This is a genomic window from Armatimonadota bacterium (assembly GCA_036504095.1).
Classification (GTDB): domain Bacteria; phylum Armatimonadota; class DTGP01; order JAKQQT01; family JAKQQT01; genus DASXUL01.
Map to the genome: position 1 here is coordinate 148,213 of DASXVS010000080.1, position 14,370 is coordinate 162,582.

Sequence of the window (14,370 nt, forward strand, 5' to 3'; positions counted from 1 at the left end):
GGCCCGGTCAGCCCTGCTTGCCCGCCAGATGCCGTCTGTGGTAAGATTTCGGTCAGATGCCGCGAACGCCGTGCCGGTCCGTGGTACGCCGGGACGACCTCATCGCGACCCGTCTGGGCGCTGCAACAAGGAGATCCTGATGAAACATCCGCCTTTTCTCGTGGTTCTGTCCCTGACGCTGAGCATGGCGATAGAGCCGCCCGCCGGAGCGATACCCACTTCGATTCCGATTCAGGCCGTGGTCCAGAACGCCGCGGGAGTTCCCGTCAACGGAACGCGTTCCGTCACGTTTCTGCTCTACGAAGGTCAGAACGATATCGCCCCGTTCTGGTCGGAAACACAGACGCTGGATATCCAGAAAGGACAGCTCACGACGATGCTGGGGAAGGTCACGCCCATGGCCCTTCCGCTCACGGGGAGTGCCTTCCTCGGAATCCGCATCGGGACCGACCCCGAGATGACGCCGCGGCTGCCTATGGGCGCCGCGCCCTTTGCCCTCGCCCTACCAAACGTCTTCACCACCGCCCAGGGGGACATCGGAATCGGCAATATCCATCCGATCTATGCCCTGGATATCCGGGATGAGCAGGCAGTTACGCGCCTGACGTCCACCAACACGATGCAGGGCTCGATCATCGAGTTGCGCAACGAATCGGACAACATCCAGGAGACGGTGGGCGCCATCAATTTTGTGAACCATTTCGGCACGTACGCCGGGCAGGTGGCATATGTTGAGGACATGGCGAACGCCACGCTCAACTTCAAAGTTGCCGGCGCAGAGCGTATGACCGTTGGTCCGAACAGGATGAACCTGACCGCGGTTCACCCGAACGGCTTCTCGATCGAGATGGAGAACGATGGCCCGCCACCGATCACTCGGATCGGCTCGCTTGGCTTCTGGCAGAAGGGGACGAAACATGGCGAAATCGCGTATCCGTTAGCCGGGAAGGTCAATGACGGCATGGCGTTCACGGCCGGAACGACGGAACGGGCCCGGCTCACTCAGGCAGGCCTGCTTGGGCTGGGCACCGCGGACCCGCAATATGCACTCGACGTCGTTTCCCCCGGCCAGGGCGTCGTCCGCCTCCAGAGCCAGAACGCCGGGTACGGCTCGACGCTTGAACTCCGCAATAACACGCCAACGCAATCAATGGTCGGAGCTGTGAATTTTGTTTCGAAGGACGGCTCGTACGCGGGCCAGATCGGCTACTCAACCTCCAACGCCATGTCGTTGCGTACGAACAGCACGGACCGGGTCTGGATTGACAGCGAGGGCAGGGTGGGCATCGGATTGGCCGTCCCCGCATATCCGCTGGACGTTCAGGGCGATATCAACGCGCGCGGTTCGGTCCGCGCCAATGGCGTTTCTCTCACTTCCGACGCAACGTACAAGGCGAACGTCCGGGAAATCCCGGACGGGCTGAAGACTGTGCTGGGCCTCAGGGGCGTACTGTTCGAATGGAACCGGGCCGCATTCCCTTCCCAGGGCTTTCCGGAAGGGACAAAGGTCGGTCTCATCGCCCAGGAGGTGGAGCGGGTCCTGCCGCAGGTGGTTCAGACCGATGAGACCGGCCACAGATCGGTAGAGTACCAGAACATCATCCCGGTCCTGGTTGAGGCGATCAAATCGCAGCAAAGGGAGATAGGTGATAGGGACGCGCGGATCAGGGCACTGGAGGATCGCATGGCGCGACTGGAGCGCACCGTGGCCGAGCGATAGCGGGCAGGCTCTTGACCTGACCCGGCGGGAAAATCGGTACCTATGGCCCATGCGCTCCCACGGAACTCCGTGCACACTGAAGGATGGGATATTCCCAGAATCCATCGGGAGGAGCGTCGCTCAATGTCGGCAAATCGGTCTCGATTAGTCAGGGCGCTGATCACCTTAGGATTGGGCGCCACGCTTTGCTCGTCGGCTAGCGCCGACATGGGCGTTCCCATGCTCGCCCTCGTCTGGCCGGCATCCTGGCTGCTGCTCATTCCGGTCGTTTTTCTGGAGGCGTGGGTGGCCACGCGGGTTTTAGCGGTCCAGTACCGCGAGGGCGTCCGGTTGGCAACGGCAGCCAACCTGTTCTCCACTATCCTCGGAATACCAGTTACGTGGGTGATACTGCTGGTCTTGGGCGGACTGCTCGGCCCGGCTCTCGGGACGGATCCACATGGCCAGATGGCGCGCGCCGCTGCAAGCGTACTGTCCTGCCCTTGGGTTTTCCCGGACGATCCGGATCGTGGATGGCAGGGCTGGATGGTCATCGTTGCCGCCATGATCCTATGCATGCCGTTTTGCCTTATGTCGGTCGCCGTCGAAGCAAGTGTTGTCAGGAAAGGCGTTTCGCTTGCCCTGCTCCCGGGTGTCAGGCGCTGGGCGTGGCAGGCGAATCTGCTCTCGTACGGCCTCATCGAGGTCTGGCTGGGAGTCCTGCTGGTTCTGGCGCTGAGGAAGTGAAGGGTTTTTCCGCCCGCTGCGTCAAACTTCATGTTGGCACGGTACCGAACCGAGGACGAAGTCTCTCACGTCTACCTCATACGAAAGGGCTCGAAGATGAACCGATGCAAGACCCTCCTGGCCTCCGCTCTGTTGCTGACAGCCTGCTCCCAGCCCGTCCACGCAGACGTACAGGCGTGGGAAATCACCATAGAGAAGGGCAATGCGTCCCTCCGCCAGAACCACATTGCCGAGGCCGAAAAGCTCTTCAGGCTGGCGCTGAAGCAGGCCGAAGCCACCAAAGACCCGATGAGCATAGCGGTGACCGCGAACAACGTCGGCGAAGTGCTGTATCGCCAGAAGCACTATGCTCAGGCGGAGCCGTTCTACAGGCGGTCGCTTCAACTCAAGGAGAAAGCGCTTGGTAAGGATGACCGCGCGCTCGCTTCGGTCCTTGGGGCGCTGGCCGATACCCTGGCGGGAGAAGGTAAGAAAACCGAAGCCGGGCAATTGCGGTCCAGGGCCTCCGCGCTGCTTGGACCCAAGCCGACACTGAGTCAAGAGCAGAAAGATAAATGGCAGTCACTGAGCGATGCCGGCAAGAAGGCTGTCCTTGGCAATAACCTCGCGGAGGCAGACCGCCTTCACACGGCGGCGCTCGCGATAGTCGACAAGGCGGACCCAAACGGCTTACGACGCGCGGTTAGCCTGCAGTGTCTCGGCGAAATCGCGCTGAAGCGGAAGGACTACGCGGTCGCGGAACGCCTTCTGACTCAGGCTCTGGACCTCAAGCTGCGAATACCCGACTCGAAATCCACCGCGGCCATCACCATGGGGCATCTGGCCGGCTTGTATTATTCCACCGGGAAGGTCGAAAAATGCATCGAGTACCAGAAGAACGCTATCTGGCTTTTCGAGGATAGTGAGGGCAAGGAAGCCAAGAACACGGTAATCGCACTGGAGAACCTGGCGGTGACGTATCAGGACCTGAAGCGCGCCGCGGATGAAGAGCCGCTGCTCAAGCGTCTTCTGGCGATCACCGAAAAACAGAAAGGCATGAATTCTGTTGAAGCGGCGGATCGTCGGACGATGCTCGCGGCGATACTCGTGGATCAGGGCAAACTGACGGAGGCATTCCCGCTTCTGACTGAATCGGTCTCCGCCTACGATGCTCTGCACTCCAAGGCGAGTCAGCATACCGCACGCGCGCTCGACCTGCTTGCTCTGTGCTATGCCCGGAAGGCCGATTGGGAAAGCGCTCTGCCCGCAATGCGCCGCGCCGTGGTCGATTACGAAACGGTGTACGGCAAGGACGATCCGCAGGCAAGAGGCGCAAATGACGACCTGAAGCGGATGGAGGCGGACGCCAAACTCCCGCCCCCACCGATATCTGCGAAACCCAAGCAGTGACCGTTTGCGAAACGCCGACCCGACGATCCCGGGCTGGATGTGGATTACGCCGCTGGACAAAGCGCGCGAAGGCGAGCGGGGCGACCGGCCGCGTATTCGCGAGATCGTCGAGGCAGCGGTGCGCAGCGAACGGACTCCAGCGTTCAACCACAAGTCCGGCCACCCGAAGAGCCGGCGACATCACTGAGAGCCAAGCAGCCCTCAGATAGGAGCGTAACGTGTCACTCCACCGAACCCGCCTCTTGCTCTATTCAGCAGCGGTAGTCGTACTGGCGCTTGCTTACCCTGCCTTCGCTCGCGAAAGCCCCTTCCCCATTCGCGGCATCAAGGGGCTGTGGTGGGACGGCTTCGCCAAGTACGATCAGGCGCTTCCGTGGATTGCCAAGCACAACATGAACTTCCTCATGTTCTGCTACACGTCGTTCCCCGCCAGCGGCACGGAATGGCGCGCCGACTATACGCCGGAGCAGATAGCCCATTTCCGCGAGATGGCCAAGCAGGCGAAGAAGCTCAAGGTTGGCCTCTGCCTGTCCTTCAACCCCGGCATCTGGAGCAAGCCGCCGCTCTCCTATTGCTCCGAGTCGGACTACCAGTACGCGCTCCGAAAGGTCAAGACGACCCACGCGACCGGCATCCGCTGGTTCGCTCTCTGTCTCGATGACATCAACCGCGAACTACTGCCGGAAGACGTCCAGCGATACGGAACCCTCCAGACGGCGCAGGTGCACTTCGTGAACCGCCTTTGGGGCGATATGAAGCGCCTGAAACCGGAGGTGCACCTCATCTTCTGTCCCAGCGCGTACACGAGCGCCGACGCCACAGCCCACCCGGAATACACGAAGGCTGTCGGCGAGGGCATCGACCCGGACGTGATGCTGTTCTGGACCGGACCCGAGGTATGCTCCGCGACCATCACCGCGAACGATGCGTGGCAGACGGCCAGGTTGTACCATCGCAGGCCGTTCGTGTGGGACAACTACCCGGTCAACGATATGTTCCCCTGGAGACCGCTGCTGGCGCCGGTGAAGGGGCGCTCGGCGGACCTGAGCGGTTGGGTGAGCGGGTATATCGGCAACCCGATGAAACAATGGAGTATCAGCCGCATCCCGCTGGCCACACTGGCGGCGTATTTTCGCGATCCGAAGCACTACAACCCGCAAAAGGCTATCGCGGCATCTATCGCCGAGTTTCCGGTCAATCAGCGTCCGGCGATCCGCCTCCTGGTGGCGACCTACGGTTCGTCATTCTGGGGCGACAGGTCCTTCCCGCCAAAACCGGTCGCGAACACGGTTCTGGAGGCAAAGAGCGTTCTGCCGCAGTATGAGCGCCTGAAGCAACTGCTGACCAAAGACCCGAAACTGGTGGAAATATGGGCGGACGTCCAGCCGACCGTGGACGCAGACATCGCCTCCCTGCGGAAGACCGCCGGTCAACGGTGACCTTCAACAAGCTACAAGAAGGTGTGCTCTACAGGACTGGCTATTGTCCGACGGGCTAGTTGTACACCCAGATGCGGACGCGGACCAGGATGGGCTCAAACGTCTCTACGGACTCACGGGTTACGCTGATCGTGCTCGTCGTCAGATCGTGCCAGTATGCTCCCCAGGCGACGTTCTTGTTCTGGTTCGGGTCCCAGACTATGCTGTCGGCCGTGTCCTGATTGGTGATTCCCCCGTCTGGCTTCTTGAGAAGCAATTCAACCACGTAATGGTTAACGTCGCCGCCGATGTTGTGGATGTACTGGAGTGTCGTCGCGGCCTGCTGCGCGAACCAGCCCGTGTCGTAGGCAGGCCGAGGGAAGGGACTGCCACCGGCGGGGCCGATATTGCCGAGCATGGCACCCGTCACGGTCAGATTGCCGGATACCGAAGCGTCGCCCCGCACGTCCAGTTTGGCCGTCGGCGCGGGAGCGCCGATCCCCACTCTGCCATCGCCTAGGTAGAGATCGCCCCAGATGCTCGTCGCGCGGTCATATGCCTGTACATAGCCCCTGTTCAGCGTCGGGCTGTAACCGAGTTCCAGGCCCTTGCCGGTCGTCGGCCACGTAGCCCCCTCGACGCGCATCAGGTCGGAGACTTCCAGTTTCGCTCCCGGACTGGTTACCCCGATTCCGATCCGGCCGTTGTTCTTGATGGTCAGCACCGCGTGGGAGATGTCGGGCTGGGTATCGTTCGCGGCGGAGTTCTGCAGGAAGTGGAAATCGCCGCGGTTCCACGTATCGGCCAGTGAGTACATCAGGGCGCCCTTGGTCCGGTTCATCAACAGGCCGTTAGTCCCGTCACCGCCCACCGAGAACTTGATGCCGACTCCCGAGTTGTTGATGCTCGAGTTCGGATTGTCGAGCTTCAACGCGCCGGCCAGGCCCCCCTGATTCTGGAGCACGTAAAGCCTGTGGTTGGCGTACTCTAGGCCGATGCCGACGTTGCCCTGATTCAACACGGATACATAGCCGTCGAAGTATCCCGCGTGCCCATGGGTGCTCTTCCCGTAGATGCCGGGGCCATCGGTACTCTCACCGCGCACTCCGGTTCCCGTCGTGCTGAATCCGGATACCCCGTACCCCACTCCGCTCGAGCCGCTGACACCACCGTTCGAATCCGCCAGCGCCGCCGTGTTGAACGAATCCTGCTGCCACGCACGGACGGCCTGGCCGCTCTTGCTGGCGGCGTATACCCCCATGCCGGCTCCTGTGTTCTCGCCCATCACTCCCGCAAAGCTCGCGTTCGAGCTCTCACCGCGGATGCCGTAGTTGGCGCCGGAATTTGCCACATTGAAAGCCGGGGCGGACGGCGACGGCACGGTCTTCGAGAACGGAAGTGCCAGGTCGGCCGCTCTCATGGCGAACGGCGATGATGTCAGCTTCGTCCTTGGCAGAAGTGTATCCGCACCGACCCTCACCTCGAGCCAGATGTCCGGGGACGACAGCGTTGCGGATGAAACCGGCGGAGTGGGCGACGCGCCAAGGACGACGGCGAACACGCCTCTCTGGACGCCCACGTTCATCGCCCCGGAGTCCCAGAGCGCTGTCCCTCCGGTCTCCATGCTGAAGAGTCTGAACTGCATCGCGTTCGAGCCGTCCGGAAGGGGCTTCCCGGCCGAGTTGGTGACGTAACCCTGATACGTGAACGTGCTGGGCACGCCTTGCGCCCCCGCGCGCCCGGCGGCCGACACGGCGATGCCCGCAACAAGAGAGATGCCCAGAGGGAATACCGACCAGTGCAGATGTTTCACGTCAGTCTCCTCCTACCAACCGACAGCCCGGTCGTTCAAATCTCCGCCCGGCGGGAGGGTCCGTGAAGCGGAATCTGCGACTGCGTGCGGATGGCGGCGCGTGAAACACGCCTCACGCCCTTCACCGGCGAGATTCCGACTCCCGGCGCAAAAGGGGCGGTGGTTTGTCCTGTGGCGTCCCCGGCACAGGGGATGCGCGGACCGGAAACGGCAGGCGGCGTTGAAGCTCGGTCCGTGTCCAGGCGAAAGTCTAGCACGGCCGCTATCAGGTGGGCCACATGTCCTTCGCAGGCAGCCTAGGCCACCCGGTTTGTGAGGGTTCCCAAGCCGTCGATCTCACACTCCACGACATCGCCCGGCTGGAGGAATACAGGCGGATCGCGGAATACCCCCACCCCGCCGGGCGTGCCGGTGAAGATGAGGTCGCCGGGCTCCAGCGTGATGCCGGAGGAGAGGTTCTCGATGAGCGTCGGCACGTCGAACACCAGGTTGCTGGTGTTGCTGTCCTGCCGCAGTTCGCCGTTTACCCGGCAGCGGATGCCCAGTTTGCCCGAGTCGGGGACCTCGTTTCGTGTGACAAGATACGGCCCGGTCGGAGCAAAGGTATCGTAGGACTTTCCGCGCACCCACTGGCCGTCCCGTTTCTGGACCTCGCGCGCGGTGACGTCGTTGCCGACCATGTACCCCGCCACGTAGTCCAGGGCGTCCGCCTTCGCGACTCTCCGGGCGCGTTTGCCGATGACAACCACCAGTTCGGCCTCGTAGTCCAGTTTCGTCACGTCGTCGGGCCGTACGATATCATCGCCGCACGCGATGAGGCACGACGGGAATTTAGCGAACAGGATGGGGCGTTCCGGGAGGGGTTGGTTCTGCTCGCGGCAGTGGTCCGCGTAGTTCTGGCCGATGCAGAGTATCTTGCCCACGCGCGGCAGCGGTGGCAACAGTTTGAGGCCGGACACCTCGGGCCCGTGCCCCGGGAAGGCCTCGGCCGCGCGCCGGACGTGGTCCATCGCGTCCGGCGTCTGAATCAGGTCGAGGATGGAATGCACGAGGTGGCCGGAGAGGTCCAGGACGTGTCCATCTTTGACCAATCCGGGCGTCGGGGTACCGTGAGTGTCATACGTAATAAGTTTCATAGGGTTTGGGGTCCAGGGTTTAGGGTCTAGGATTTTTGAGCCGGGCCTTTACCCTAGACCCCAAACCCCATACCCTTCCACTGCTATAGTGGATTCGAGCCCCACACAAGGGGCAAATGCCTTGGAGAAACCACTATGCCGAAGCCTGTGAGCGCGGACGATGTCCTCAAGATTCGCACCGTACTCGATCCCCAGATGTCGCCGGACGGACGGCGCGTCGCCTTCGTCGTGAAGCGCACCGACCAAACAAGGAACAAGTACTTCACGAACGTATGGCTCAGCGGAACCGCCGCGCGTACGGCTAAGCAGTTCACCAGCGGCGACCAGCACGATTCCAGCCCTCGATGGTCTCCGGATGGCTCACGCCTGCTGTTCATCAGCGATCGTCATGACGAACTATCGCAATTGTACCTCATCAGCGTGGACGGCGGCGAGGCCGCCTGCCTGACCGATCTGCCGGCGGGCGCCATCGCTGATGTGTCGTGGGCTCCGGACGGCAGGAAGGCGTCGTTTACGTTCACGCCATCGGACGAGCGCGATACCAAAGCGGCGGCCGAGACCCGCAAAAAGGATAACAGGTCCACGCCTCCACGGGAGATCACGGCCCTCAGGTTTCGCGAGGAGGGCTCGGGGTTCCTGCCCTCCGTGAAGCCGCATATCTGGGTGGTGGATATCGCCGGCGGCAAGGCGAAGGCATTGACCGACAGCGCAAACGGCGAATCGGGGGCGGTCTGGTCGCCGGACGGCAGGTGGATCGCCTTCACGGCCAACCGGACGCCCGATCCCGATCTTCAGCCTGGCTATGACGACATCTTCGTCATCCCCGCCGATGGCGGCGCGGAGCGGAAGATCGACACGCCCGCAGGCCCGCTGGGCAGCCTGGCATGGTCGCCCGACGGCAAACGAATCGCCTACTTCGGCCACGAGTATCCGGACGACAACTGGGGTTGCCGCGATCAACGCCTCTGGAGCGTGCCGTTGGACGGCGGACCGGCCGTTTGCCACACCGCCGGCCTCGATCGGCCCGTCGGCGACCTCACGCTTGCGGACACTCATTCCTTCGGCGCGGGATACGCCGGCCCCATCTGGCACGGCGACAACCTGCTGTTCATCGCGTCGGAGCACGGCCGCGCGCACTTGTATGAAGTGGACACCACGACGGATGAGGCCGAAATCGCGGTAGGCGGCGATTGCGTCGTCATGGCTGTCACCGGCGACACGACCGGCGACAACCTCGCGATGGCCATCGGCACACACCTGGCGCCCGCGGAGATATTCGTCCGGGAGTCCGAGTGTGAACCGGTGCGGGTATCCGCTCTGAACGACCGTCTGGTGAAAGCGCTGGATGTCCAGGCGCCCGAGGAGTTCTGGGTTGATAACGGTGAAGGCGGCAAGACTAACGGCTGGATCATCAAACCGCCGGGCTTTGACGCCTCGCGCAAGTACGCGATGGTGCTGGAAATCCATGGCGGCCCGCACAGCCAGTACGGCCTGTCGTTCTTCCACGAGGCTCAGTGGCTGGCCGCGCAGGGCTTCGTGGTCGTATTCGCCAATCCCAGGGGCAGCAAAGGCTACGGTGAAGACTGGCTGCTGGCGCTGCGCGGGCGCTGGGGCGACCCGGATTTTGTGGACCTTATGGCCGTCGTTGACCACGTCGTCTCGCTTGGGTACGTGGATGAGAAACGCATGGCCGTCACCGGCGGCAGCTATGGCGGGTTCATGACGGCGTGGGTCGTCGGGCACACGGACCGGTTCGCCTGCGCCATCTCGGACCGGGGAGTGTACAGCATCGTGAGCTTCGGCGGCACGTGCGACTTCCCGATGGACGAAAAGTATTTCGGCGGCAACCCATGGGAGTGGGCGGACAGCCTGCGAAACCACTCACCGATTACTTACGCGCCCAACGTGACCACGCCGCTTATGATTCTCCACAGCGAGGGCGACCTCCGGTGTCCCATCGAGCAGGCGGACCAGTACTTCGCCGCGCTCCGCAAGATGGGCAAGACCGTGAAATACCTGCGGTTCCCCGGGGAAAGCAACCACGGGCTGAGCCGCGGCGGCCCGCCGGACCTTCGGCTGGCCCGGCTGAACGCCAACCTGGCGTGGTTCAAGCAATGGCTGAAGCCGTAGACCGCGGAATCACCACGGAGGGACGGAGGTCACGGAGGTGCACGGAGGTTATCGAATTTCCTCTGTGAACCTCCGTGTCCTCCGTCCCTCCGTGGCCGGATCAGAACCAATCATTATGAAGAGTACCTGGCTGTCAATCTGGCTCACCTTGGCGTTTCTGGCGGCGTTCACGCTCGCCGCGGTGTACACGCCGGAAACGTCCGCTACCCGGGCGCATCACCGGAGCGTCGCCCTGGCATGGCAGCAAAAACAGGATGAGAAGGCCAGGCGGGACGGCCTGGCCGTTCCCCAGCCTCTACCGAAGGGCACGGTCCGTTGGGCGGCCTCGGGCTGGGCGCAGCGCCTGGACGGGTGGGACCGCCGGACGTTCCAGGCGATCAACGAGGCGTGGGACAATCGGTTCTTCGACTCGGCGATGCCGGGCATAACGAGCCTCGGCAACGGCGGCGTACAGGCGGCCGGACTGCTCGCGCTGTGGCTCTGGGGGCGCAAGCGCAAACGGGCGGACTGGATGCGAACCGCGATCCTGTCGGTCAGCGGTTTGCTCTTGAGTGTGGTCGCGCCTCAGATCAAGCTCATCCTGCCTCGATTCCGTCCGCCGTCCCTGATCCCGTATGACATCGTACTGCTCGTTCACCCGCTCTACGGGGGCTCGTTTCCGAGCGGGCACACCATGTCTTCGTTCGCCATCGCGACGGTCATCGGCATGCGGCACCGCTGGGCGGCGGCGCCGGCGTTCGCCATAGCGGCGATCATCGGGCTCAGCCGGATCAGCGTGGGTGTGCACTGGCCGCTGGATGTCCTCGGCGGGGCCATCATCGGCGTGCTGCTGGGCTTTGCGGTGGTCCGGTGGGACAGCAGAAGGGGGAGGGAGACGAAATGACGGTCATGTGTATCGGCGCGCACCCCGATGACGAGATATCGGCCGGCGGCACGCTCATCAAGCATACCCGGGCAGGAGACCGCGTGGTTGTCGTCACGGTCACGGACGGCGGGATGGGGCACCGTACGCTGCCCGTGCCGGAACTGCTGAAACTCCGACAACGCGAGGCACAGGCGGCCGCGGAGGTGCTGGGGGCCGAATTGCGGATGCTGGGCTACCCGGATGGCGCCGTTCCGCGCAGCCTCGAACTGGTTCACCACATCGCGCGCATCATCCGCCAGGTGAAGCCGGATATCGTGCTGACCCACAGCCGCGAAACACTGCACCCGGACCATAACACGGTCCAGCAGGCCGCTGTGGATGCGGTGTTCGCCGCGAGCCTGCCGTTGCTGGAACTGGGACACCCCGCGCACAACGTTCCGCTCACACTGTTGTTTGCGCACAGCCTCTACAAGCGGCACGACGTTTACGTGGACATTCGCGAAAGCATCGAGGCGAAGATTCAGGCCGCGGGCTGCCACGCATCGCAGTACGAGGACTGGCTCACCACGGGCGGATGCGCTATCGACGGCGGCTGGGAGATGGGATACCAGGACTCATTTCGCATGGAAGCGCGCGTCTTCGGGGGGCACTGCGGTATCGAGTACGCCGAGGCATTCGATTACCTGAGCCCGCCGGACCCCGTCGCGCTGCCCAAGCTCACGCACGGTTAACCACAAAGGCACAAAGACACGAAGATCGAATCTTCGTGTCTTTGTGCCTTTGTGGTTAACCGTGTGGGGCGAGTGATGGGAATCGAACCCACGACCTCCAGGGCCACAACCTGGCACTCTAACCGACTGAGCTACACCCGCCGCGAAAGGCCGCCCCGCCGGGGCACGCCAATTCATTATAGCAGACGCCCCCGAGTTTGCAAACCACGCCATCCGGCCCGGTCAAACGGGCCCTTTGGCGCGTAACCTCCGCTTCACATCCCCGCAATCCCAACTTCATACCGCGGCAATTGAACCTTCACGGGTCTGACACGGACGCGTAATCCCGGCCGATTAGAATCAATTCATCAGACCGTGGTTCCTCCCAGTGAGGCGCCTTGCTTTCGAAAGGAGATGGCCGATGATGAAGAGACTGACCGATCCGCCGTGCGGCGCGGCGTGTTCCCATGAAGGCGCGGGCGCAAAACGCGAGTCCGTTGTGAAGCGATTGCGTGACCGGCTCAGCACGCCCGAGGGCATGCGACTGTTCAAAACGCTGGTGGCCGGCAAGGCCATTGCGCTCTTTCTTCTGTTTGTGGTTTTCGCCGGTGTGAGTTCGCTCCTGGGTTCCGGCGCGCACGCGGCGGACGATCCGCACGCCCCCGCGGCGACCATCAATGCGGTCAACACGATGTGGACGCTCATCGCGGCGTTCCTGGTGTTCGCCATGCAGATCGGGTTCACGATGCTGGAGGCTGGCTTTTGCCGAAGCCGCGAAACCGTGAACATCCTGATGGAGTGCATCGCGGACACGTGCCTCTGCGGAATCCTGTTCTGGGCATGGGGCTTCGCATTCATGTTCAGCGCCGGCACCCCGTGGATCGGCACGCACTGGTTCTTCCTCAACGGCGCCCCGGATATCTACTTTGCGACAGGCGTCCCGATGCTGGCATTCTGGCTGTTCCAGTTCGCGTTCGCGGACTGCGCCTCCACCATTACTTCCGGCGCCATGGCCGGCCGGACCGGTTTCCTGGGTGACCTGGTTTACTCGGTTGGCGTATCCGGATTCATCTACCCAATCATCGGCCACTGGGCGTGGGGACCGGACGGCTGGCTGGCCACGATGGGTTCCAAGGGCAACGTTTTCGCCTCGCTGGGCGTTCCGTTTCACGACTTCGCCGGCAGCACGGTGGTCCATACGATTGGCGGCGTGATGGCGCTGGCGGGCTCCATCGTTCTTGGCCCGCGCCTCGGCCGGATATTCAAGCGCGATGGCGGCGGCCCGATGCCCGCTCACGACCTGGTGATCGCCGCCATCGGTGGTATGATCCTCTGGTTCGGCTGGTACGGCTTCAACCCCGGCAGCACCCTGAGCGGCATGGATTTCCAGGGCATCAGCCGGGTTGCCACCAACACGACACTGGCGGCCTGCGCCGGTGGGCTGGTCGCAATGGCTGTTGTCTATCAGCGGACTAAGGTATGGGACCTTTCGTTCACGGTCAACGGTTTCCTGGCCGGTCTCGTGGCCATCACGTGTCCGTGCTACTGGGTGAACCCGCTGGGTGCGACGGTTCTCGGCGCGGTCGCCGGCGTAGTTGTTGTAGCAAGCGTCGAGATGTTCGAGTGGTTCCGATTGGACGACCCGGTTGGCGCGGTGAGCGTCCACGCAGTCTGTGGCATTTGGGGTACGCTGAGCCTGGGGCTCTTCGCCTGCGGAAAATTCGGCGCCACGGGACCGACCGGCGCCGACAATTCGGCCACGGCGGTCGTTACCGGCCTGTTCTACGGGGGCGGAGCGCACCAATTGATCGCGCAAATAATCGGGAGCGCCAGTATAACTCTCGCGACTTTCGTATCGGCGTACGTGCTGATGAAGGCTGTTGACATGCTGGGCATCCTGCGCGTCTCGAAAGAGGGCGAATTGGCCGGCCTGGACAACCACGAGCACGGCGGCCCGGCCTACCCCGAGTACGCGCTGAACTCACTCGGCACACACACCGGCCACCCAGCGCCGAACGTGTCCGCCAGCCTGAAGGAGGCTCTCACGCACAACCCCTGACCCTGGGGGCGGAACCGGGGGTAAAGAGGGGACGGGAAGATGGGGAAACGGAGGTGGACCGTTTCCCCATTTCTACGTCATGGCAGGATGAACCGGAGCCATCTACCCAGCAGTTGTCGAGTCGGTACCGTTAATCGGTCTCAGATGATCAAACCAATGTTGCTTCCATAGTGCGGCTATGGCTCCTTCCATCACAGATAGCGTCGTCTCCGTTACAATGATCAGGCCGATCTCACCGAGCCAATGTGGGCCCTGCCTGACATCTGAATTCACCGCTTGGTGCAGCCGTAAAGGGGTAAAGAAGGTCACTGCGTAGCGGAGTCCATCCGGACAGGCCACTTGTGCGCAACCGCACCAACCCTTTTGCGCTATTTCCCACAGATCTAACTCGTCAATGCTGTCAG

Annotated in this window: 11 protein-coding genes and 1 tRNA gene; 9 read left to right on the forward strand and 3 right to left on the reverse strand. The window is 62.8% G+C overall.

The window, feature by feature from the left end; genetic code table 11:
* Positions 1–139 precede the first annotated feature (139 nt).
* The 5 genes from VGM51_18915 (at position 140) to VGM51_18935 (ending at position 5,274) form a co-directional block, all read left to right on the forward strand.
* Positions 140–1,720, forward strand: coding sequence for a tail fiber domain-containing protein (locus VGM51_18915; GenBank protein HEY3415111.1), 1,581 nt, complete (start codon positions 140–142; stop codon positions 1,718–1,720).
* 123 nt (positions 1,721–1,843) lie between these two features.
* A complete protein-coding gene (locus VGM51_18920; GenBank protein HEY3415112.1) occupies positions 1,844–2,446 on the forward strand; it encodes a hypothetical protein in 603 nt (200 codons plus the stop codon).
* A gap of 96 nt (positions 2,447–2,542) precedes the next feature.
* The gene (locus VGM51_18925; protein HEY3415113.1) at positions 2,543–3,835 is read left to right on the forward strand and encodes a tetratricopeptide repeat protein; all 1,293 of its coding nucleotides are present in this window, start codon (positions 2,543–2,545) and stop codon (positions 3,833–3,835) included.
* 4 nt (positions 3,836–3,839) lie between these two features.
* On the forward strand, positions 3,840–4,022 hold the full coding sequence (locus tag VGM51_18930) for a hypothetical protein (protein ID HEY3415114.1): 183 nt from the start codon (positions 3,840–3,842) through the stop codon (positions 4,020–4,022).
* Positions 4,023–4,053: 31 nt separating this feature from the next.
* Positions 4,054–5,274 (forward strand): beta-N-acetylglucosaminidase domain-containing protein, encoded by a 1,221-nt coding sequence (locus tag VGM51_18935; GenBank protein ID HEY3415115.1) that lies wholly within the window; start codon positions 4,054–4,056, stop codon positions 5,272–5,274.
* Between the two features lie 55 nt (positions 5,275–5,329).
* Here the strand turns inward: VGM51_18935 and VGM51_18940 are convergent, their stop codons facing one another.
* Together VGM51_18940 and VGM51_18945 are read right to left on the reverse strand one after the other, a co-directional pair.
* Positions 5,330–7,066 carry a hypothetical protein gene (locus VGM51_18940; protein ID HEY3415116.1) on the reverse strand — a complete coding sequence of 579 codons (1,737 nt, stop codon included), beginning with the start codon at positions 7,064–7,066 and terminating at the stop codon, positions 5,330–5,332.
* Between the two features lie 296 nt (positions 7,067–7,362).
* Positions 7,363–8,202: a fumarylacetoacetate hydrolase family protein gene (locus VGM51_18945; GenBank protein ID HEY3415117.1), complete on the reverse strand. Its 840-nt coding sequence runs from the start codon at positions 8,200–8,202 to the stop codon at positions 7,363–7,365.
* A gap of 135 nt (positions 8,203–8,337) precedes the next feature.
* Between VGM51_18945 and VGM51_18950 the strand changes: the two genes are divergently transcribed.
* From VGM51_18950 to VGM51_18960, 3 genes are all read left to right on the forward strand, one after another.
* Positions 8,338–10,332, forward strand: a complete 1,995-nt coding sequence (locus VGM51_18950) for a S9 family peptidase (GenBank protein HEY3415118.1) — start codon at positions 8,338–8,340, stop codon at positions 10,330–10,332.
* A 115-nt stretch (positions 10,333–10,447) separates the two neighbouring features.
* On the forward strand, positions 10,448–11,215 hold the full coding sequence (locus VGM51_18955) for a phosphatase PAP2 family protein (protein HEY3415119.1): 768 nt from the start codon (positions 10,448–10,450) through the stop codon (positions 11,213–11,215).
* Entirely contained in the window at positions 11,212–11,928 is a 717-nt protein-coding gene (locus VGM51_18960) for a PIG-L deacetylase family protein (GenBank protein ID HEY3415120.1), read from the forward strand. Before VGM51_18955 ends, VGM51_18960 begins: the two co-directional genes overlap by 4 nt.
* Positions 11,929–11,992: 64 nt before the next feature.
* Here VGM51_18960 and VGM51_18965 read toward each other — a convergent pair.
* Positions 11,993–12,069: transfer RNA gene (locus VGM51_18965), tRNA-His, on the reverse strand.
* Positions 12,070–12,328: 259 nt separating this feature from the next.
* On the opposite strand from VGM51_18965, the gene amt reads away from it, so the two are divergent.
* A complete protein-coding gene (amt, locus tag VGM51_18970; GenBank protein HEY3415121.1) occupies positions 12,329–13,966 on the forward strand; it encodes an ammonium transporter in 1,638 nt (545 codons plus the stop codon).
* Positions 13,967–14,370 lie beyond the last annotated feature (404 nt).

What these genes read in the sequence shown, in the direction of transcription:
- VGM51_18915 (HEY3415111.1), top strand. Translation starts at nt 140, where the DNA reads ATGAAACATCCGCCTTTTCTCGTGGTTCTGTCCCTGACGCTGAGCATG.
- VGM51_18920 (HEY3415112.1), top strand. Translation starts at nt 1,844, where the DNA reads ATGTCGGCAAATCGGTCTCGATTAGTCAGGGCGCTGATCACCTTAGGA.
- VGM51_18925 (HEY3415113.1), top strand. Translation starts at nt 2,543, where the DNA reads ATGAACCGATGCAAGACCCTCCTGGCCTCCGCTCTGTTGCTGACAGCC.
- VGM51_18945 (HEY3415117.1), bottom strand. Translation starts at nt 8,202, where the DNA reads ATGAAACTTATTACGTATGACACTCACGGTACCCCGACGCCCGGATTG.
- VGM51_18950 (HEY3415118.1), top strand. Translation starts at nt 8,338, where the DNA reads ATGCCGAAGCCTGTGAGCGCGGACGATGTCCTCAAGATTCGCACCGTA.
- VGM51_18955 (HEY3415119.1), top strand. Translation starts at nt 10,448, where the DNA reads ATGAAGAGTACCTGGCTGTCAATCTGGCTCACCTTGGCGTTTCTGGCG.
- VGM51_18960 (HEY3415120.1), top strand. Translation starts at nt 11,212, where the DNA reads ATGACGGTCATGTGTATCGGCGCGCACCCCGATGACGAGATATCGGCC.
- amt (HEY3415121.1), top strand. Translation starts at nt 12,329, where the DNA reads ATGATGAAGAGACTGACCGATCCGCCGTGCGGCGCGGCGTGTTCCCAT.